Annotated in this window: 18 protein-coding genes; 7 read left to right on the forward strand and 11 right to left on the reverse strand. The window is 70.2% G+C overall.

The annotated features are described in order from the left end of the window. Positions 1 to 68: 68 nt before the first annotated feature. Entirely contained in the window at positions 69 to 1,106 is a 1,038-nt protein-coding gene (gene glpX / locus ACZ7M7_RS09700; protein WP_328423943.1) for a class II fructose-bisphosphatase, read from the reverse strand. A 127-nt stretch (positions 1,107 to 1,233) separates the two neighbouring features. Between glpX and ACZ7M7_RS09705 the strand changes: the two genes are divergently transcribed. Next, on the forward strand, positions 1,234 to 1,755 hold the full coding sequence (locus ACZ7M7_RS09705; protein ID WP_383603397.1) for a DUF4245 domain-containing protein: 522 nt from the start codon (positions 1,234 to 1,236) through the stop codon (positions 1,753 to 1,755). 99 nt (positions 1,756 to 1,854) lie between these two features. Here ACZ7M7_RS09705 and ACZ7M7_RS09710 read toward each other — a convergent pair whose 3' ends face one another. From ACZ7M7_RS09710 to ACZ7M7_RS09725, 4 genes are all read right to left on the reverse strand, one after another. Next, positions 1,855 to 2,445 carry a malonic semialdehyde reductase gene (locus ACZ7M7_RS09710; protein ID WP_383603394.1) on the reverse strand — a complete coding sequence of 197 codons (591 nt, stop codon included), beginning with the start codon at positions 2,443 to 2,445 and terminating at the stop codon, positions 1,855 to 1,857. 141 nt (positions 2,446 to 2,586) lie between these two features. Then, the gene (locus tag ACZ7M7_RS09715) at positions 2,587 to 2,841 is read right to left on the reverse strand and encodes an exodeoxyribonuclease VII small subunit (protein ID WP_383603391.1); all 255 of its coding nucleotides are present in this window, start codon (positions 2,839 to 2,841) and stop codon (positions 2,587 to 2,589) included. 9 nt (positions 2,842 to 2,850) lie between these two features. Next, positions 2,851 to 4,083 carry an exodeoxyribonuclease VII large subunit gene (gene xseA / locus ACZ7M7_RS09720; RefSeq protein ID WP_383603389.1) on the reverse strand — a complete coding sequence of 411 codons (1,233 nt, stop codon included), beginning with the start codon at positions 4,081 to 4,083 and terminating at the stop codon, positions 2,851 to 2,853. Between the two features lie 93 nt (positions 4,084 to 4,176). Then, positions 4,177 to 5,571 (reverse strand): APC family permease, encoded by a 1,395-nt coding sequence (locus ACZ7M7_RS09725; RefSeq protein WP_472114542.1) that lies wholly within the window; start codon positions 5,569 to 5,571, stop codon positions 4,177 to 4,179. Between the two features lie 126 nt (positions 5,572 to 5,697). Here ACZ7M7_RS09725 and ACZ7M7_RS09730 point away from each other — a divergent pair, with 126 nt between their 5' ends. Both ACZ7M7_RS09730 and ppgK read left to right on the forward strand, forming a co-directional pair. Beyond that, on the forward strand, positions 5,698 to 6,714 hold the full coding sequence (locus ACZ7M7_RS09730) for a 4-hydroxy-3-methylbut-2-enyl diphosphate reductase (RefSeq protein WP_383628094.1): 1,017 nt from the start codon (positions 5,698 to 5,700) through the stop codon (positions 6,712 to 6,714). A 29-nt stretch (positions 6,715 to 6,743) separates the two neighbouring features. After that, positions 6,744 to 7,493: a polyphosphate--glucose phosphotransferase gene (ppgK, locus tag ACZ7M7_RS09735; protein WP_383603381.1), complete on the forward strand. Its 750-nt coding sequence runs from the start codon at positions 6,744 to 6,746 to the stop codon at positions 7,491 to 7,493. A gap of 27 nt (positions 7,494 to 7,520) precedes the next feature. Here the strand turns inward: ppgK and ACZ7M7_RS09740 are convergent, their stop codons facing one another. Then, positions 7,521 to 7,946 (reverse strand): DUF6542 domain-containing protein, encoded by a 426-nt coding sequence (locus tag ACZ7M7_RS09740; RefSeq protein WP_472114545.1) that lies wholly within the window; start codon positions 7,944 to 7,946, stop codon positions 7,521 to 7,523. Positions 7,947 to 8,834: 888 nt separating this feature from the next. On the opposite strand from ACZ7M7_RS09740, the gene ychF reads away from it, so the two are divergent. Both ychF and ACZ7M7_RS09750 read left to right on the forward strand, forming a co-directional pair. After that, the gene (gene ychF / locus ACZ7M7_RS09745; RefSeq protein ID WP_383603375.1) at positions 8,835 to 9,923 is read left to right on the forward strand and encodes a redox-regulated ATPase YchF; all 1,089 of its coding nucleotides are present in this window, start codon (positions 8,835 to 8,837) and stop codon (positions 9,921 to 9,923) included. Between the two features lie 292 nt (positions 9,924 to 10,215). Beyond that, complete coding sequence (locus ACZ7M7_RS09750; protein WP_472114548.1) at positions 10,216 to 11,634, forward strand: ATP-binding protein; 1,419 nt, start codon at positions 10,216 to 10,218, stop codon at positions 11,632 to 11,634. A 127-nt stretch (positions 11,635 to 11,761) separates the two neighbouring features. Here ACZ7M7_RS09750 and ACZ7M7_RS09755 read toward each other — a convergent pair whose 3' ends face one another. Continuing rightward, entirely contained in the window at positions 11,762 to 12,415 is a 654-nt protein-coding gene (locus ACZ7M7_RS09755) for a hypothetical protein (protein WP_472114551.1), read from the reverse strand. Between the two features lie 162 nt (positions 12,416 to 12,577). On the opposite strand from ACZ7M7_RS09755, the gene ACZ7M7_RS09760 reads away from it, so the two are divergent. Both ACZ7M7_RS09760 and ACZ7M7_RS09765 read left to right on the forward strand, forming a co-directional pair. Next, entirely contained in the window at positions 12,578 to 13,309 is a 732-nt protein-coding gene (locus ACZ7M7_RS09760) for a MerR family transcriptional regulator (protein ID WP_472114554.1), read from the forward strand. A gap of 139 nt (positions 13,310 to 13,448) precedes the next feature. Continuing rightward, the gene (locus ACZ7M7_RS09765) at positions 13,449 to 15,005 is read left to right on the forward strand and encodes an alpha/beta hydrolase (protein WP_472114557.1); all 1,557 of its coding nucleotides are present in this window, start codon (positions 13,449 to 13,451) and stop codon (positions 15,003 to 15,005) included. Between the two features lie 64 nt (positions 15,006 to 15,069). On the opposite strand, the gene ACZ7M7_RS09770 is transcribed toward ACZ7M7_RS09765, so the two are convergent. Genes ACZ7M7_RS09770 through ACZ7M7_RS09785 form a run of 4 tightly spaced genes read right to left on the reverse strand, consistent with a single transcriptional unit; the run spans position 15,070 to position 18,990 of the window. After that, positions 15,070 to 15,429 (reverse strand): CU044_2847 family protein, encoded by a 360-nt coding sequence (locus ACZ7M7_RS09770; RefSeq protein WP_472114560.1) that lies wholly within the window; start codon positions 15,427 to 15,429, stop codon positions 15,070 to 15,072. A gap of 38 nt (positions 15,430 to 15,467) precedes the next feature. Next, complete coding sequence (locus ACZ7M7_RS09775; RefSeq protein WP_472114562.1) at positions 15,468 to 16,691, reverse strand: extracellular solute-binding protein; 1,224 nt, start codon at positions 16,689 to 16,691, stop codon at positions 15,468 to 15,470. Then, positions 16,688 to 17,503: a hypothetical protein gene (locus ACZ7M7_RS09780; protein ID WP_472114564.1), complete on the reverse strand. Its 816-nt coding sequence runs from the start codon at positions 17,501 to 17,503 to the stop codon at positions 16,688 to 16,690. Before ACZ7M7_RS09780 ends, ACZ7M7_RS09775 begins: the two co-directional genes overlap by 4 nt. 35 nt (positions 17,504 to 17,538) lie before the next feature. Next, complete coding sequence (locus ACZ7M7_RS09785; RefSeq protein WP_472114567.1) at positions 17,539 to 18,990, reverse strand: VWA domain-containing protein; 1,452 nt, start codon at positions 18,988 to 18,990, stop codon at positions 17,539 to 17,541. Between the last annotated feature and the right edge of the window lie 74 nt (positions 18,991 to 19,064).

Raw genomic sequence — 19,064 nt, forward strand, 5'->3', positions numbered from 1 at the left:
CGGCTGTGAGCTGGGCTCAGGGGGCGTGGCGCAGCCGCCGACGTTCCGCGGTCCCGAGCCCCTGGGCGCTACTTCGCGCGGTCGAAATCGATCGCGCTGTACGCCCGCAGCTTGCTGAGCCGGTGCTCGGAATCAATCCGCCGCACCGTGCCCGACTTCGACCGCATCACGATCGAGTCGGTCGTCGCGTTCTCCGACCGGTACCGCACACCCCGCAGCAGCTCACCGTCGGTGATCCCGGTGGCGACGAAGAACACGTTGTCCCCGGCGACCAGGTCATCGGTCATCAGGACGCGGTCCAGGTCGTGCCCGGCGTCGATCGCCCGCTGCCGCTCCTCGTCGTCCTTCGGCCACAGCTTGCCCTGGATGGTCCCGCCGAGACACTTCACGGCACAGGCCGAGATGATCCCCTCCGGCGTACCGCCGACGCCGAGCAGCATGTCGACGCCGGTGCCCTCGCGCAGCGCGTAGATCGACCCGGCGACATCGCCGTCGGAGATCAGCTTGATCCGCGCACCGGCGTCCCGGATCTCCTTGATGATGCCCTCGTGCCGGGGCCGGTCCAGGATGACGACGGTGACGTCCTCGGGCGTGGACCGCTTCGCCTTCGCGACCCGTCGGATGTTGACGGCCACGGGCGCGTCGATGTCGACGAAGTCGGCGGCCTCGGGGCCGGTGACCAGCTTGTCCATGTAGAAGACGGCGGACGGGTCGAACATGGACCCTCGGTCCGCCGCGGCGAGCACGGAGATCGCGTTGGGCATGCCCTTCGCGGTCAGCGTGGTCCCGTCGATCGGGTCGACGGCGATGTCGACCTCGGCTCCGGTGCCGTCGCCGACCCGCTCCCCGTTGAAGAGCATCGGCGCTTCGTCCTTCTCGCCCTCACCGATGACGACGACGCCGTTCATAGACACGGTGTGGACGAGGGTCCGCATGGCGCGCACCGCGGCGCCGTCGGCGCCGTTCTTGTCGCCCCGGCCGACCCAACGGCCCGCGGCCATCGCCGCTGCCTCGGTCACACGGACCAGTTCCAGGGCGAGGTTGCGGTCGGGGGCTTCGCTGGGTACTTCGAGCTCGGACGGCAGATGATGATGATTCTCGGTCATCGAGGCGCACCTTTCTGATACGACGACGGCCGGATGAGGGTGACCGCCCTGACTCTATCCTCGGGCGCGCAGGATGAGCAGGGGGCCCCACGGATGAGCAGCCGGGGCACCTGCGACGATAGGGGGCGTGGCAGGTTCGAACGGCAAGCAGAAGTCGGTCCGCAACATGGTGCTCTCGCTCGGAGTGACCGTGCTCGCGGCGGGAGTCATCTATCTCTTCGTCCCGCATGACGACGGCGATCCCGACCTCCCCCGGGTCGACTACCGCGTCGAGCTGCTCACCGCCCGCCGCGCGGCGTCGTACCCGGTGGTCGCGCCCCAGGGGCTGCCCGACACCTGGAAGGCGACGTCCGTCCGCTTCAAGGGCGACGACTACGACGCCTGGCATCTCGGCTTCCACCTCTCCGGCGGGCAGTACGTACAGGTCGAGCAGTCGACCGAGAAGCCGGCGACGTTCCTGGAGGAGGCCACCCAGGGCGGACAGGCGACCAAGGACACCGAGGAGATCGGCGACCGGACGTGGACGCGGTACTCGGGTGGCCGGTACGAGGCGCTGGTGCACCAGGACAAGGGCGCGACGACCGTGGTGGCGGGCACCGGCTCGTTCGAGCAGCTGACGCAGATGGCGAAGGCCCTGAAGGCGGAGTGACCGCGCGGGCGGAGTGACCACCCGAACATGACGAAGGCCCCCGGCGTTGCAGCCGGGGGCCTTCGTCATGCGCTTGGTTCAAGCGGCGCCAGGTCGGAGTCAGACCGTCGTGATGACCTGGTCGTACTCCAGGCGCGGGGAGCGCGGGTACCAGGCGTCGGCGCCCGGCTTGCCGATGTTCACGACCATCAGCGGGGTGTGGTCGTCGTCCAGGAACTCCTTGCGGACACCCTCGAAGTCGAAGCCGGTCATCGGGCCGGCGGCCAGCCCAGCGGCGCGGACGCCGACGATGAAGTACGCGGCCTGCAGGGCGGCGTTCAGCCCGGCGGCGTTCTCGCGGGCCGGGCGCTCGCTGAAGAAGACGTCCTTGGCCTGCGGGAACGCCGGGAAGAGGGCCGGCAGCTCCTCGTGGAACTCGTTGTCCGCGGACAGGATGGCGACCAGCGGGGCGGCGGCGGTCTTGGCCTGGTTGCCCTCGGCCATGTGCTGCACCAGGCGCTCACGGGCTTCGGCGGAGCGGACCAGGGTGATGCGCAGCGGGGTCTGGTTGAAGGCGGTGGGACCGTACTTGACCAGGTCGTAGATGGCCTGGACCTGCTCCTCGGTCACCGGCTCGTCGGCGAAGGTGTTCGCGGTGCGGGCCTCGCGGAAAAGCAGGTCCTGGGCGGCGGGGTCAAGAACGAGAGACATGCGTGAACCTTCTCGGGTAGTGCGTGCGTCGTGCGCGTAAACGGACCGGGGACCGGTTTCAGGATCGACGGTACGCGAGATAAGTTCAAGCTTCAACAAAGAGCGGGGTCTGGTGATCCGCTTCACAGCCCCGCTGATGCGTTACCGGTCGTCCGAGCCGTCCGCCCCGTCGCCGCCCTCCTGCTCGGCCTCGGCCTCCTCGGCGAGGGCCGCGTCCAGCCGTGCTCGCGCCCCGTCCAGCCAGCGCCGGCACACCTTGGCCAGCTCCTCGCCCCGCTCCCAGAGCGCGAGGGACTCCTCCAGCGTCGTGCCGCCCGCCTCCAGCCGCCGTACGACCTCGATCAGCTCGTCCCGGGCCTGCTCGTACCCGAGTGCCTCTTCCACCTTGCTGGTCATTCGCCCACCCTATGCATCGGTTCGTGCGTCGCTTCCTGCGTCGACCCGTACGGAGAACTCGCCCTCGGCGACCCGCGCCCGCAGCGCCTCGTCAGCCGTCACCTCGTCCGGGTCCCGGACCACATGCCCGTCGGCCTTCTGCAGCACCGCGTACCCCCGCTTCAGGGTCGCCGCGGGGGAGAGGGCCACCACGCGCGCGTGGGTGTGCGTCAGCTCGGAGGCGGCGCGGTCGAGGAGGTGGCCGACGCAGCGGCGGCTCCGGTCGAGGAGCGAGGCCACGTGGTCGGCGCGCTCGTCGATCATCCGGTGCGGATCCTCCATCGAGGGCCGCGCGAGCGCATGGGCGAGCCCCCGCTCCTCGCGCTCCACGAGCGCCTCGACACAACGCCGGGCCCGGCCGCGCAGCATCCGCACCCGCTCGTACTCCTCACCCACGTCCGGAACGACCTTCTTGGCGGCGTCGGTGGGGGTGGAGGCGCGCAGGTCGGCGACGTGGTCGAGGAGGGGGTTGTCGGGCTCGTGCCCGATGGCGGACACGACCGGCGTCCGGCATGAGGCGACCGCCCGCACCAGCTGCTCGTCGGAGAAGGGCAGCAGATCCTCGACGCTGCCACCGCCCCGGGCGACGATGATCACATCCACGTCGTCGATCGCGTCGAGCTCCTTGACCGCCTGTACGACCTGCGGCACGGCGTGCACGCCCTGCACGGGGACGTTGCGCACCTCGAAGCGGACCGCGGGCCAGCGGTGGCGGGCATTCTCCAATACGTCCCGCTCGGCCGCGGAGGCCCGGCCGCAGACCAGGCCGATCAGCTGGGGGAGGAAGGGCAGCGGCTTCTTGCGCTCCGGTGCGAACAGTCCCTCGGCGGCGAGGGACTTCTTCAGCATCTCCAACCGGGCGAGGAGCTCGCCGACACCGACGGGCTTTATCTCCGTGGCGCGCAGGGAGAGCTGGCCGCGGGGCGTGTACCACTCAGGCTTGGCGAGCACGACGACGCGGGCGCCCTCGCTCACCACGTCCGAGACGGCGTCGAACACCTGCCGGTACGCCGTCACGCTCACGGAGATGTCGTACGACGGGTCCCGCAACGTCAGGAACACGACGCCGGCGCCGGGGCGGCGCGACAGCTGGGTGATCTGGCCCTCGACCCAGATCGCCCCGAGCCGGTCGATCCAGCCCCCGATGAGCCGGGACACCTCGCCGACGGGCAGGGGGGACTCGGGAGTTGTGTTCACAGCCATGCGCCGAGCGTAACGGGGAGGGCTGACAACGCGGTCCAGTCGGTCGGAGCGGGGTCGACGGGGCGCAGCCCCTTCAAGGACGGCGGAGCCCCTTCAAGGACGGGACGGGTAGGGGCGGCGGGGGCGAAGAACCAGGACGACAACCCCCACCCCCAACCAAACGGCCCCCACCGCCTGCGCAACCCCCGCCGCCTCCACGATCACCGCAATGGTGATCGCCGCCCCCACCACCGGCACCACGCCATGCCGCCACCAACTCACCGACCCCCCGCTCTCAACCCCATCCCCACCCCCACGCCGCACCACGAAGCACCCCACCACGCTCGCGTGCAGCAACGTGAACGCCGTCAGCGCCCCGACGTTGACCACCGACGCCAAGTGATCCAACCCGTCGTCCCGCCGGGCCGCCCACACGGCAGCGACCAGCGTGACGGCGCCCGCGCACAGCAGAGCGACCCGCGGCACACCGGAGTCCGTCCTGGACAGCACCCGCGGCAGCCCCCGCGCCCGCCCCATCGCGAACAGCAACCGCCCCGCCGCGGCCTGCCCCGCCAGCGCGGCGAACGCCGCGCCGATCGCCTTGCTCACGGCCACAAGATCGTGCAGCCACGTCCCCACCGACGCGTCCACGGCGTCGTAGAACGCAGCCCCCTGCCGCTCCGGCTCGGCCGCCAGCTGAGCGGACGACACCGGCTCCAGCAGCGCCACCAGATAGGTCTGGGCGATGAACAGCACCCCGGCCAGGGCAAGGCAGAGGAGCACCGCCCGAGCCACCTTCTCCGACCCGCCGGTCACCTCCTCCGCGAAGGAGACGATCGCGTCGAAGCCCAGATACGACAGCACAGCGATCGACACCGCGCCGATCACAGCCGCCACCTCGAACGAACCCTGCGTACCGTCCCCCGACAGCGGCGACAGCCACCCCCGCTCGGCCCCGTCCCGCGCGAGCACGATCACCGCCGCCACCACGAACACCAGCAGGACCACGATCTCCATGGCGAGCACCAGGAAACCGACCCGGGCCGCCACCCGCACGCCCCACAGGTTCAGCAGCGTCGTGATCACCACCGCCAGCGCGGTCCACACCCATCGCGAGACCTCCGGAACCAGCGCGTTCATCGCGATGCCGGAGAAGAGATAGGCGACGGCGGGGATCAGGAGGTAGTCCAGCATCGCCATCCAGCCGGCGATGAATCCGGCCCGCTCACCGAGCCCCACGCGCGCGTAGGCGAACACCGACCCCGCCTGGGGGACCACCCGCACCATCTGCGCGTAGCTGAATGCCGTGAACGCCATGGCGACCGTCGCGACGAGGTACACCAGCGCGACCGCCCCGTGCGATCGCGCGTCCAGCGTGCCGAACACGCCGACGGGCGCCATGGGCGCGATGAACAGCAGCCCGTAGACGACCAGGTCACGGAAGCCGAGGCTCCGGCGTAGCTCGTGTCCCGCGTCGGGCGTACGTTCCGCCGTGCCGGTCCCGGACATCACGCCTCCGCCAGTGCCTCGTCCGTCGCTCGGTTTCCCACCCCTCACAGCCCACGGCCAGTGTCCCCACCAACCTGACACCCATGCGATCTTCGACCCGCCGAACGCACCCTTACGATGGGACGCATGACTGCTTCGCCTGGCCGCCGTGTCCTGCTCGCCGCCCCCCGTGGCTACTGCGCGGGTGTGGACCGCGCCGTGATCGCCGTCGAGAAAGCCCTGGAGCAGTACGGCGCTCCGGTGTACGTCCGGCACGAGATCGTCCACAACAAGTACGTCGTGCAGACCCTGGAGAAGAAGGGCGCCATCTTCGTCGAGCGCACGGAGGAGGTGCCGCCGGGGAACATCGTGATGTTCTCCGCGCACGGCGTCGCCCCCGTCGTCCACGAAGAGGCCAAGCGCGGCCAACTCGCCACCATCGACGCCACCTGCCCGCTGGTCACCAAGGTCCACAAGGAAGCCGTCCGCTTCGCGGGCGAGGACTACGACATCCTCCTGATCGGACACGAGGGCCACGAAGAGGTCATCGGTACGTCCGGCGAGGCCCCCGAGCACATCCAGCTCGTCGACGGCCCGGGCGACGTCGCCAAGGTCGAGGTCCGCGACGAGTCGAAGGTCGTCTGGCTCTCCCAGACCACCCTGTCCGTCGACGAGACCATGGAGACCGTCGACGCGCTGAAGGAGAAGTTCCCGCAGCTCATCTCCCCGCCCAGCGACGACATCTGCTACGCCACGCAGAACCGCCAGCTCGCCGTGAAGCAGATGGGCGCCGAGGCCGAGCTGGTCATCGTGGTCGGCTCCCGCAACTCCTCCAACTCCAAGCGGCTGGTCGAGGTCGCCAAGCTGGCCGGCTCCCGCGAGGCCTACCTCGTGGACTTCGCCAGCGAGATCGAGGAGGCCTGGCTGGAGGGTGTCACCACGGTGGGCGTCACCTCCGGCGCGTCCGTCCCGGAGGTGCTGGTCGAGGAGGTCCTGGAGTGGCTGGCCCAGCGTGGCTACGGCGACGTCGAGCTGGTCAGGGCGGCCGAGGAGTCGATCACCTTCTCGCTGCCGAAGGAACTGCGCCGCGACCTGCGCGATGAGGCGGCGGCGCTGATCGCCGAGCGCACGGGGGCCGGCGGTTCCGGCGACTCCGGGGAGTGACTGTCAGTCCTTCGTCGTAACGTAGGGCCATGCAGATCTTCGGCTTGGACATCGGCGGATCCGGGATCAAGGGTGCCCCGGTGGACCTGGACAGGGGCGACCTGGCGGAGGAGCGCTTCAAGGTGCTCACTCCGCACCCGGCCACGCCGGACGGGGTGGCGGACGGTGTGAAGCAGGTCGTCGAGCACTACGGCTGGACAGGGCCGGTCGGGCTCACCTTCCCCGGCGTGGTCACCGGCGGCTCCACGATCCGTACGGCGGCCAACGTCGACAAGAGCTGGATCGACACGGACGCGCGCGCGTTGTTCAGCGAGCGCCTCGGCGGCCACTCGGTGACGGTGGTCAACGACGCGGACGCGGCCGGCGTCGCCGAGATGCGTTTCGGGGCGGGCCGCGACCGCCGGGGCACCGTGATCCTCCTCACTTTCGGCACGGGCATCGGCAGCGCGCTGTTCACCGACGGCGCCCTGGTCCCCAACACCGAGCTGGGCCACCTCGAACTCCACGGCCACGACGCCGAGAAGCGTGCCTCCAGCAAGGCCAAGGAGGACGAGGACCTGTCCTGGGAGCACTGGGCCCACCGCGTCCAGAAGTACCTCGCCCATGTCGAGATGCTGTTCTCCCCGGAGCTGTTCATCATCGGCGGCGGGGTGAGCAGGAAGGCCCACAAGTTCCTGCCGCACATCGAGGGCATCAAGGCGGAGATCGTCCCGGCGCAGCTGCAGAACAACGCAGGCATCGTGGGTGCGGCGATGCACGCGGCGGAGCAGGCCCGCTAGCCGACCGTCCGACCGTGGGGTCGGCGCTCACGCCTGCCGGCGCCGGGCCGCCTCCCTGCGCGCCACCAGGCGCACTCTGCGTACGACCGCGATGAGACCGGCGATCAGCGTCCCCGCGTACAGCCACCCGGCCTGAGTGGCGAGGCCGGTGAAGAGGCCCATCAGGTGCCCGCTGATCCCTCCACCGTGGTCGGACACCGGAAGCAGCCCCACGGCGAACGCGATCGGCAGGACCACCGGCGGGGTCATCAGGTCGCCCCCGCGCACCCAGACCGCCGTCAGCACACACACCGGCACGAACAGCACGCCGTACAGCGTGAGCGACGTCCCGAACAGCAGCGAGTCGAGGTACCCGAGCACGACCATCACGGCACCGCAGAACAGACCGCTGCCCAGCCCGGTGAGCCGGGGGTTGGGGAACCGGCGCAGAGCCTGCGGCGCCGGGGGCGACACGGGTTGCGGTACCGCCGCTGCCGCCTGGACCGAACTCGGGCGGCGCTGGGAGACGGGGCGGGTGGCGCGCGGGGGCGAGGCGGGTTGCGCGGTCCGGGAGGGCCGGCCGGCACGGGCAGCCGCTGCGTCCCGTCTGGCCTCCGGGGTCCCCGCGGCCTCGGCCTCCGGTGCCTCTACGGCCCCTGCGGACCGGGCGGACCGAGCAGGCCAGGCTGACCGTGTGGGCCAGGCCGACCGAGCCGCGCCGCTCCCACCTCGCGAGAATCCGCCCTCGCCCCGCCTCATACGACCCTCACCCCGCACCACTCGGTCTTCACCCCGCGCCGGTCCCCTCGCGCCGTCTTCACTTCGCTGCCGCCCCGCACTGTTTCGCCCGCGCCCCGCACTGCGCCGTTCGCGCCGCGCTCCAAGCTGTCCTCTCCCCGCACTGCTCCGCCCACACCTCGCGCCAGTCCCTCCGCACCGCGCTTCACGGTGTCCGCACCCCGCATTGGTCCGCCCGAGGCCCGCGTCGGCCCGTCCCTTCCCCGTACCGCGCCGCCTGCGCCCCTCACCGGCCGGCCCCCGCTTCCCACGGCCCCGCCCCCTCCCCGCACCTTCTCGACCTTCCTTCGCGTGCCGCGTGGCGGTCCGTGCCCGGCAGGTCCCGCCCTGTATTGCTCCACTGCTCCAACCTAGGTCGGCTTATGTGGTGAATCGGGGATCGGACACGCCCAGGGGCGGACCTTGGCCAGGTGTTCGACAGGGCGCAGGGGCCCGGGCCGGTACGCCGTAGACTGGTGGATCGGCCCGTGCATCTGCATCGAAGATCGATCTGCATCGAAGATCGAAGAAGGACCGGGCCCCAGCCAAGCCCCTGAAGTCCTCTCACGTACGGGAAGTCGCAACGTGTCGCTCACGATCGGAATCGTCGGTCTGCCGAATGTCGGCAAGTCGACCCTGTTCAACGCCCTGACCAAGAACGACGTGCTGGCGGCCAACTACCCGTTCGCCACGATCGAGCCGAACGTCGGCGTGGTCGGCGTCCCGGACCCGCGCCTCACCAAGCTGGCCGAGATCTTCTCCTCCCAGCGTGTCCTGCCGGCCACCGTCGACTTCGTCGACATCGCGGGCATCGTGCGCGGCGCCTCCGAGGGCGAGGGCCTGGGCAACAAGTTCCTCGCGAACATCCGTGAGTCCGACGCCATCTGCCAGGTCATCCGCGCCTTCAAGGACGAGAACGTCGTACACGTCGACGGCAAGGTCTCGCCCAAGGACGACATCGAGACGATCAACACCGAGCTGATCCTCGCCGACCTCCAGACCATCGAGAAGGTCCTGCCCCGGCTCCAGAAGGAGTCGCGGATCAAGAAGGACATCGCGCCGAAGGTGAAGGCCGTCGAGGAGGCCCAGGAGATCCTGGAGAAGGGCGACACGCTCTTCGCGCACGGCATCGTCCAGGGCACCGAGCGCAACGAGCTCCTGCACGACCTGCACCTGCTGACCACGAAGCCCTTCCTGTACGTCTTCAACGTCGACGAGGACGAGCTGATCGACGAGGACTTCAAGAACGAGCAGCGCGCCCTCGTCGCCCCCGCCGAGGCGATCTTCCTCAACGCCAAGCTGGAGGCGGACCTCGCCGAGCTCGACGAGGACGAGGCCCTCGAACTCCTCCAGTCCGTCGGCCAGGAGGAGCCCGGCCTCGCCACCCTCGCCCACGTCGGTTTCAACACCCTCGGCCTGCAGACCTACCTGACGGCCGGCCCCAAGGAATCCCGCGCCTGGACCATCAAGAAGGGCGCCACCGCCCCCGAGGCCGCCGGGGTCATCCACACCGACTTCCAGAAGGGCTTCATCAAGGCCGAGGTCATCTCCTTCGCCGACCTGGTGGAAACCGGCTCGGTCGCCGAGGCCCGCGCCAAGGGCAAGGCGCGCATGGAGGGCAAGGACTACGTGATGCAGGACGGGGATGTCGTGGAGTTCCGCTTCAACGTGTAGCGGGTGCCATGCCACCACGTCGCTGATCTGGCAAACATGCAGATCGGAAGGGGTCCGACCTTGGAGGTCGGGCCCCTAGTTCTTTCCGTTCACGTGTAGGCCCCGTTCCGATCATTCGCAGGCCCCGATTCATACCGGTCTGGGGGCCTGAGGTGAGGGGAGCGCTGCGTGCCGCACCGTCCGAGGGGTGCGGGTTCGCGACTCGTGACCGTGAGAGATCACCGACTAGGTTTGATACTGATGTCAATGTTAGTAACATCGTCGTTAGTGACATGGGCGGAGGTCGGTAGACGTGGTGGATTTCGTAGGCCGTCACCAGGAGCTGGCGACGCTGGAGCGAGAGCTGCAGAAGGTGGCGGCAGGGGTTGGCGGGGAGCGGCCCGGTCGGTGCGTGATGCTGCGTGGGCGGCGCCGGGTGGGCAAGTCGCGATTGGTCGAGCGGTTTGCTGAGCGCTCCGGAGCTCCGTTCTTGTTCTACGCGGCGACCGGTGCGTCCCCCAGGGATGATCTGGCACGGCTGGCCCGGGACGCCCAAGCGTCGACGCTGCCGTTGGCGGGGCTGGTGGCCGCCGCGCGGCCGGAGAACTGGGATGCCGCGTTCGATGTGCTGGCCGCGGCACTGCCCTCCGACCGGGCGAGTGTGCTGGTCATCGACGAGGTGCCGTACCTCATGGATGTCGATGGCGCCTTTGAAGGGATGCTGCAGCGGGCCTGGGACCGGGTGCTGGAGACCAAGCCGGTGCTGCTGGTCCTCATCGGCTCCGATCTGTCGATGATGGAGGCTCTGAACAGCTACGGACGCCCCTTCCATCAGCGTGGCCGGGAGATGGTGCTGGGACCGCTCAACCCCGCCGAGGTGGGGCAGATGCTTGGGCTGGATCCGGCGGATGCATTCGACGCCGCGCTGGTCACCGGCGGGCTGCCGCTGATTTGCGCGGAGTGGTCGCGCGGCGCGGGGCTGTGGGATTTCCTCGGCGAGGCGCTGAGTGATCCGGTCTCAGCCCTGCTGGTGTCGGCCGAGCGCTCGCTGGCGGCCGAGTTCCCTCCGCAGGCCCAAGCCCGTACGGTGCTGGCGGCCATCGGAAGTGGCGAGCGGACCTTCACCAACATCGCCCGGGCCGCCGGCGGGATCGGCGCCACGCCGCTGCAGCGAGCTCTGGAACTGCTCACGGACAAACGGATCGTCGCTGGGGAGCTGCCTGTATCACTGCGCCCGTCGAAGGACCGTCGCTACCGGGTGACAGATCCCTACCTGCGGTTCTGGCTGCATCTGCTCGGCCCGTCCATGGAGGAGATCGAGCGAGGGCGGGGCGATCTGACCCTGGCGCGTATCCGGGAGAACTGGACCAGCTGGCGCGGCCGGGCCGTCGAGCCCCTTGTCCGTGAGGCCATGGCGCGGATACTGCCCGATGACCGGCTGCCCGCGGCCCCCGCAGTGGGCGGCTACTGGACCCGCACCAACGACGTCGAGATCGATATCGTCGGGGCGGATCGCGCCCCGATTGCCAAGGAGCTGCTCTTCGTCGGTTCCATCAAGTGGCTGGAGCAGTCGCCCTTCGACCGGCACGACCTGGCAGCTCTCCACCGCCACCGCGCCGCCCTCACCGACGAACCTGTTCCCGTCGTGGCGGTCTCGCGCAGCGGAGTCGACTGTCAGGGCCTCGATGCTGCCTACGGCCCCGACGAATTGCTGACCGCTTGGACGCTGTGAGCGGCGGATGGAAAGGTGAGGCACGGGAGTCGGTGAGATCTCGGCCCTTTGCCGGTGCCGGTGCCGTTGCGTGGCGTTGGCTCTTCCCGTGCCGGGCCGAGCGACCGTTCGTTTCAGCCCCGGCGGTTCAACCTGCTCCGCCGTCGAGCAGCCGGCTGTAGCGCAGCCGCAGTGCCCGCTCGGTGCTGGCTGCCACCGTGGCGAGGCCGAGCGCGGTGTTGCCCCATCTCGGCAGATCGATGGGCGAATTGAAGGTCCCGGTGTACTGGGCGATGCCCTCGGCCTGGGTGAGCTGTTCGGCGATCTGTGGGAGCAGGATGGCCAGGGTGGCGAACAGCACGCCCAGCGAGAGGAGACCGATCGCGCGGCTCAGCACGGGACGCTCGCGTTCGAGGCGCGCGCGACGCCCCTCAGCGGAGTGGGGGTCCGGGACGAGCTGGTACTCGGGTCCTTGGTCGGTCACGTAGTGGCAGCGCTTGAGCCCGAAGCCGCTCATCCTCACCTCGACGGTGCCGCCCGGGACGGGGAAGGCGGCGGGGAGTCCGGACATGGCGTGCTGCCTGCCGTCGCGGTACAGGTGAGCCCTGAGGTTGTCGGACGCGTGGTTCTGCCAGTGCCTGACGTCGACGGTGTAGACCGTGTGCCTGCCGTCGTCGCTCGCCAGCCGAAGATGGAACAGCGCGCGGAAAGGCAATTGCCACCAGCGGAAACGCTTCAGCGTCCGTCCGTCCCCGGGCTTGACCCGCTGCATCGCCCGACGCCGCCGCCACTCTTCGATCATGCTCCAGGTCCCCGTTCCTCGCTCGGCCCGGCCGCGCAAGCGAGATCCTGTGACAGGCTCTGTCCGGTGGTGAGCAACACTTTCGTGCCTCGCGGCTGTGGTCGCCACCCATCACATTCCGTGCCCCAAGGGCATGGTCAAGTCCGTCTCGCTGGGGTGCCGGTGACGTGGAGCACAAGTCAGCTGGCCGAACTCGCCGGTACGACACTGAAGACCGTCCGGCACTATCACAAGATCGGCTTGCTGGATGAGCCGGAACGAGCGGTCAACGGCTACAAGCGGTACGGCATCAGGCACCTGGTCCGCCTGCTGCGCATCCGCAGGCTGGTCGCCCTCGGCGTGCCGTTGTCGGACATCCCCTCGGTCGAAGCCGCCGATGAGAGCGCGCAGCAGATCCTGCGTGCCCTGGACGAGGAACTCGCGGCGAGCATCGAACGCCAGCAGCGGATGCGACGGGACCTGGCGGCGATCCTGGACAACCGGGGCTCGATCGATCTGCCGGCGGAGTTCAAGGCACTCCCCGACGATCTGCCGGAAGCGCAGCGATCCCTCCTGACGGCGTACTCCAGCATTCTCACCCCCGCGGCGATGTCCGCGATCCAGGAGCAGCTCTCCGCGCCTCGCAGCGACGTCGCGGCGCAGTTCGAGGCCCTGACCGCGGACGCGCCCGAGGACGTTCGCCGGCAGGTCGCGCAAGGTCTCGCGCCCGAAGCCCGCAAACAGCAGCAGGACCACCCGTTCCTCGCTGACCTGGAAGCCTCCTCCCGCCGGGCGGGAGCGACCGCCAAGTCCGTCGTCGCGCAGGCGTTGGTCGAGTTCTGCAACGAGGCTCAGCTCGACGTCCTGCGACGCGTGCACGCGTTGCTTTCGCAGGACGACTCTTCCGAGGGTTGACGACGAGGCGTGGTCGGGGTCAGGGGCCTGTGACCCCTGGTCTGCTCGCGTGGCTTGACCCGGCCCCAAGGGCATGGTTCGCAATGGTGCAAGTCAGTTTGACCGGCCGACGCGACCAGGCTCGAAGACCAGGAGATCCATGCGAACACCTCGACGACTGCGGGCAGTAGCTGTCGCCGCCGTCGTGCCCCTGACGTTGCTCGCCGCCTGTGGGCCGGGAGGAGAGGCGGAGGTCGGCGCCGCTCCTGCGCTCGACCGGTTCTACGACCAGAGGATGACGTTCGAAGCCTGCGAACCACCGCCAACGCCCGGCGTGGCGGAACCCAAGAAGCCTTGGCCCCGGGCCACGTACGAGTGCGCTCGCCTGGAAGTTCCGCTGAACTACGAAGAGCCCGACGGGAAGACGGCTCGGATTGCGGTGTTCCGCGTCGCCGCGCGGGGAGAGAAACCTGTTGGTTCGCTGGTGCTGAATCCGGGCGGGCCCGGCTTCCCGGGGACGAGTTTCGCGCCGCAGGCGGCACAGGCCTGGGCGTCGAGCCCGATCACGGAGTCGTTCGATCTCGTCGGGTTCGATCCGCGCGGTGTCGGTGACTCGACGCCGACGCTCGACTGCTACACCGACGCCGAACGCGAGAACGACGCCATGATCGCCTCGTTCGACGCCGGCCCGGACGACTGGACCGAGCAGGAGACGAGGCAGCTGTACGAGCAGTGTGCCGAGCGCTCCGGCGGGGAGGACACGCTTGCGCACGTCGGCACCCGGGATGTCGCACGGGACATGGATGTCCTGCGCGAGGTGCTCGGAGACGACGAACTCACGTTCGTCGGCACGAGCTACGGCACCCGGCTGGGTGCGGTCTATGCCGAGATGTTCCCGGCGAAGGTGCGGGCGCTCGTGCTCGACGCCGCCTTCGACCCCTTGAAGGGCAGCCGTGAACGACGCCTGGAGCAAGCCAGGGGCCTGCAGCGGGGGTTCGAAGAGTTGGCGGCCTTCTGCGCGACCACGCCTGGCTGCCCGCTCGGCACTGATCCGAAGCGGGCCACCGAGAGCTTCCAGAAACTCGCCCAGCCGCTGATCGACAACCCGATCCCGGCCGGTAAGGGGCGCGAACTGACCTTCGTCAAAGCGGTCAGTGGTGTCACCGCCGGCCTGTACACCAAGGTCACGTGGCCGACGATCATCGCAGGGATCGCCGAGCTGCGAGCCGGTCGCGGAGACAAACTGATCGCCCTGAGGGACATCATTCATGAGCGTGCGGCGGACGGGACGTACTCGAACTCCCTTGAGGCCACGATCGGGATCAACTGCCTCGACGAGGAACGGAACAACCCGGCCGCGGAGACGGCGTTGAAGCGCGACTTCATCAAGGCCGCACCGTACGCGGACACCGGACGGCCCCTCACCGAGGCCCGCGACGGCTGCGAGCACTGGCCCGTGCAGCCCACGCTCGGCCATCCGTACGCCACCGGCATCAAGGGCCTGCCGGACACGCTGACGGTCTCCACCACCGGCGATCCGGTGACGCCGTACGAGGGCGGCGTCAGCCTCGCCAAGACTCTCGGCGGCAGCCTGCTGACCGTCGAGGGAAACCAGCACGGCGCGGCCCTCGCCCAGAACCCCTGCATCAACGACGCCCTCTCCGACTACCTCATCCGCCTGAGAACACCCGGTGACGGGGCGCGCTGCACACTCTGAGCAAGTGGCTGCTGAACCGACGCTCTGCCACTGACCGCGCACTGCGCACGAAGGTCGTCATGGCTCACGCCCCTCCGTGGGTACCGGAGTCCGGCGTCCCGCCCGCGCCGCTGCCGTTGCCGTTCCAGCGGAGCGTGACGTCCAGGTGGGCGCCGGCCGTGGCGCTCGACAGGACTGCGCCCAGCTTGGCGTCCAGGACGACGCCGAAGGTGACCTCCACCTCGTCGGGCCGCTCGGCGAGGGACCGGAAGCCGCTGATCACGTCGGACGCGGCGGCGGTGACCGGTGCCAGGGCGTCCCGCAGGGAGGCCGCCGCGCTCTCCAGTCGTGTTCCGAGTCCCACGACGCCGGTGCCCGCGCGGGCGGGCGGGGCGACGAGGACGACGGTGCCGTCGGAGAGGGTGAACTGGACTGCGTCCGGCATGGGGGGCTCCTGGGGGGAGGGGGGAGAGTCGGGGCGCGTCAGGCGTGGTCCGGGGTGCCGCAGAGGGGAGTGGGCGGCGGCGAGTCCCGCATCGCCCGCTGGACCCTGTTGAGCGCCTCCAGCAGTGCGGGCAGTTCCCTGCCGTTCGCGTACTCCAGGACCGCTCGGTAGAAGGCGGCGGACACATCGGGATCCATCGCGTCGGCGGCGCTGAAGCAGAGCGTGTATCCGGAGCGGAGCATCCCGGCGATCCGCTCCTGGGTGTCATTGCCGTACGCCGTCACCTTCCTGTTGGCCGAGAGCGCGAATCCGGGTGCGTCCACCCAGGCCTGCTGGGCCTGTTCACTCGCCAGGTAGGAGATGAGCCGGTCGGCACCGGCGTTGTTCCCGGTGAACTTGCCGACGAAGTCCGCCGAGACCTCCAGCACGCGATCCGGGGACGGCGTCACATACGTGTACGTGCCGGGATTCACCCGGTCCGGCTCGAAGCCCATCGCGGACAGCGCGCCGTGGCCGAGGGCGCAGGAGTTGTCGGTCATGCCGTCGGCGGCCTCGCTGAACCTGCGCGTGGCCACGCCGTCGGGGGCGCTCTCGAGCAGATCGCCCCAGGCCCGCCACGCCTTGTCGACCGGCGCCGAGTCCCACTTCAGATCGCCCGACACCCAGGCCTCGTAGGTGTCCACGCCCGCCTCGGCGAGCAGGAGGTCCGCGATCCAGTCGGCACCGGGCCAGCCGGACGTCGGGCCCGACTCCAGCCCCAGGCACCAGGTTTCGGGCCGGGCGCGCAGTGCGGGCCAGGTGCGGGGAGGGGGCGGGGCGACCTTCGTCGCGTCGTACCAGACGAGGCTCTTGACGTCGGCCTTGACGGGGACCGCGTAGCCGTCGCCGTCCTCCATGGCCAGCTCGCGGAACGGCTCGACGTACGCAGTCGTGTCGACGGCGAGTGGCCTGAGCGCCCTGTCCTTGCGGTACTTGGAGATCGCGCCCACGCTCGGCAGCACCGCCAGGTCGGGCGCCGCCCCCGCGGCCACGGCGGCGTCGAGTTGCTGGGTGAGGGCGCGGGTGACCTGCGGTTCGACGTCGATGCCGGGATTGCGGTCCTCGAAGGCCTCGATGACCGAGTAGAACGCCTTGAACTCGGTGCCGGACCAGGGAACCATGATTGTCACCCGCTCCTTCTCCGGCCCGCCGCAGCCGGCCGCCGCCAGGAGCAGGCCGAGGGCCAGGGCACAGCGCACGAGTGGTGCCGTCGGCCGTCTCATGGGTGCGGGAACCGGTACTCGTCGATACGGGGGCGGTACGCGACGTATCCGAGTCCGCCGGCGGCGATGAGCAGGGGCAGCGCGATCGCCATGACCCACCCCTTGCCGGGGAGCAGCGGATCGCTGCACGCGGTGACGGCGACGGACGCGGTCGCCAGCAGGGCCAGGCCGAGCGCCGGGCTCGGGTACTGCCGGAAGTGACGGGCGACGACATAGCCGGTCGCGCAGGCCAGCAGCAGCATGACGACCACCGGCGTGAGGAACAGGGGCCACAGCAGGTGGGGGTTCAGCCAGCGCGACCGGAGCTGCTCGTCCAGGGCCAGGGTCTCGATCTCCCGGAGATCCTCGAGCGATTCGATGAGCCCGCCCGTGAACCGGACGTCACGGCCCCGGTCGTCCCGTTCCGGCCCGTCCTCCACGGCCGGGATGGCCGCCGTCGCCCCCTGCGGGCCATTGGCCAGCTGGAGGCAGGTCGTCAACTGGCCCTGGACGAACTGGATGTGGTGCAGCCCCTGCTCCCCGGCCGCGTTGCCCTCCGCAGCCGAGGTGAGGAGGGCGGTCACGCTGCTGGTGGCGTTGGCGAAGCCGGTGCCGGTGCCTATCAGGTCGACCTCGCCGGTGGCCGCCGCCGCCTTCTTCAGCTCGTCCTTCGCCCGTACGGCCTCCTCGCGCGCCTCCGTGAGGCTGTCGATGGCCTGACGTGTGCGGTCGGCGGCGGCCATCTGCTCGCCGGCCCGGTTGGCCACCAGCAGATACAGCAAGGCGGTCAGTGCCACCATGCTCAGCACGCCCACCCGGAGCCGGCGCAACACGACGACGGGATGGGGCCGCCGCCCCCGCACCACCCTCACGACGCGTCCACCGGACGGCCGCTCGCCGTGCCGTCCCCGAACCGATGCCCGCACTCCTCGCAGAACTTGGCCGAGGCGGACGTCGACGCCCTACGGCACCGCGGACACTCACGGGGCGGTAACGGGAGTTCGGGCAAGGGAAGTTCGACCGCGTCCACCCGTGGCGCCACCGTCTTCGTCGAGTCGACCCCGATCCGCTGGATCTCCGCACGGGAGACATCGCGCCGCACCCGCAGCCGCCCGTCCGGGCCGGTGGTCGCCAGCGCCCGCAGCAGCCGTAGCCGCAGAGTGTCCCGGAGGTCCTGCGCGAGGCCGGTCGCCAGGCGCAGTTCGTGATCGGCTCGTTCGAGGTCTCCGCGCAGGTGGGCGTCGGCGCAGGCGCGCATCGCCATGCCGAGTTCGCGTTCGTTCTCGACCCGGGTGAGATGGGCCGACCTGGGGATCCCGAAGCCGGGTGTCGAGCGGCGGCGAACCACCATGGCCGCCGTGTCGGAGCAGGGCTGCCGCGTGCCGTCGGGGCGCTCGGCGTGCAGGGTGATGCGGGCGGCGCGCAGGTCCTCGTCGACGGTGAGGGCGCGCGGGTCGAAGCGCAGGGAGACGTGGTACTGACGGGATTCCGGGGGCCAGGAGCCCAGCGGGACATGCGTCTCGCCGTCCTGCGGCTGGCGGGCCGTCAGTTCGGCCTCGACGGGGCGGGTCTGGCGTACGAAGGCGAGCTGGAACCGGTCGTTGAGGCGCAGGCCCAGGTAGACGCGGGGCACGACGAGGCGTTGTGCCTGGTGCATGAGCCGGGTGAAGTCCTCGGTGAGGTCGGACACGCTGACGACGGCCGCGGCGGTGCCGTGCAGGGCCTCGGTGATGCGCAGCAGCTCGGCGTAGTGCCAGTCGCCGCCCACCCCCCGGGCGTCGCACACGAACCGGTCGGTGCACGCGGTGAGTACGTTGCCGAGCTGCTCGGCCGTCTCGTGCTCGTCCTTGCCGTCCGTGTAGAGCACGGCGTGGCGCACGGTGCCGGGGGCGGCCACCGACGTGAACAGGTGCTGGGCGCAGGCCAGCCACTGCCCGATCGCCGTACCGCCCTCGGCGAACTGGCCGACGACCCGCAGCTTGGCGTCCTCCCGTGCCAAGGCGTCGACGCGGGCCAGGCCACCGGTCGCCGGGAAGATCACCTCGGCCTTGTGGTGGCCCGCGACGATCCCCAGGTAGGTGCCGTCCCGCAGGGTGTCGATGGCGGCGCACATCGCGCGTTTCGCCTCGTCCAGCTTCCGGCCGGACATGGACAACGACCGGTCCATGATGAGGATTTCGGCGCCGGGCCGTTCCGGCGCCGCGTTCGCTTCCGCATCCGCGGCGGAGCGTGCCGTGACGGTGACGAGGGCGTCCGCGCGCTGCTCGTCGTGAGCCAGGTCCGAGGGCGCGTCCACTTCCAGGGCAAAGCTGAGCCCCAAGGGCGACCTGTCCCCCACCGGCACCACCCGATCGCGTCGCTGCGTGTCCCTTACGGAGCGTGTAACCGTCCCTT

The organism is Streptomyces sp. NPDC111606, from assembly GCF_055656945.1.

Bases quoted from the DNA above. Each gene is read 5' to 3' on its own strand.
- ACZ7M7_RS09715 (WP_383603391.1), bottom strand. From the start codon at position 2,841: ATGACCAGCAAGGTGGAAGAGGCACTCGGGTACGAGCAGGCCCGGGAC.
- ACZ7M7_RS09770 (WP_472114560.1), bottom strand. From the start codon at position 15,429: ATGCCGGACGCAGTCCAGTTCACCCTCTCCGACGGCACCGTCGTCCTC.
- xseA (WP_383603389.1), bottom strand. From the start codon at position 4,083: ATGGCTGTGAACACAACTCCCGAGTCCCCCCTGCCCGTCGGCGAGGTG.
- ACZ7M7_RS09775 (WP_472114562.1), bottom strand. From the start codon at position 16,691: ATGAGACGGCCGACGGCACCACTCGTGCGCTGTGCCCTGGCCCTCGGC.
- glpX (WP_328423943.1), bottom strand. From the start codon at position 1,106: ATGACCGAGAATCATCATCATCTGCCGTCCGAGCTCGAAGTACCCAGC.
- ACZ7M7_RS09755 (WP_472114551.1), bottom strand. From the start codon at position 12,415: ATGATCGAAGAGTGGCGGCGGCGTCGGGCGATGCAGCGGGTCAAGCCC.
- ACZ7M7_RS09725 (WP_472114542.1), bottom strand. From the start codon at position 5,571: ATGTCCGGGACCGGCACGGCGGAACGTACGCCCGACGCGGGACACGAG.
- ppgK (WP_383603381.1), top strand. From the start codon at position 6,744: ATGCAGATCTTCGGCTTGGACATCGGCGGATCCGGGATCAAGGGTGCC.
- ACZ7M7_RS09730 (WP_383628094.1), top strand. From the start codon at position 5,698: ATGACTGCTTCGCCTGGCCGCCGTGTCCTGCTCGCCGCCCCCCGTGGC.
- ACZ7M7_RS09710 (WP_383603394.1), bottom strand. From the start codon at position 2,445: ATGTCTCTCGTTCTTGACCCCGCCGCCCAGGACCTGCTTTTCCGCGAG.
- ACZ7M7_RS09765 (WP_472114557.1), top strand. From the start codon at position 13,449: ATGCGAACACCTCGACGACTGCGGGCAGTAGCTGTCGCCGCCGTCGTG.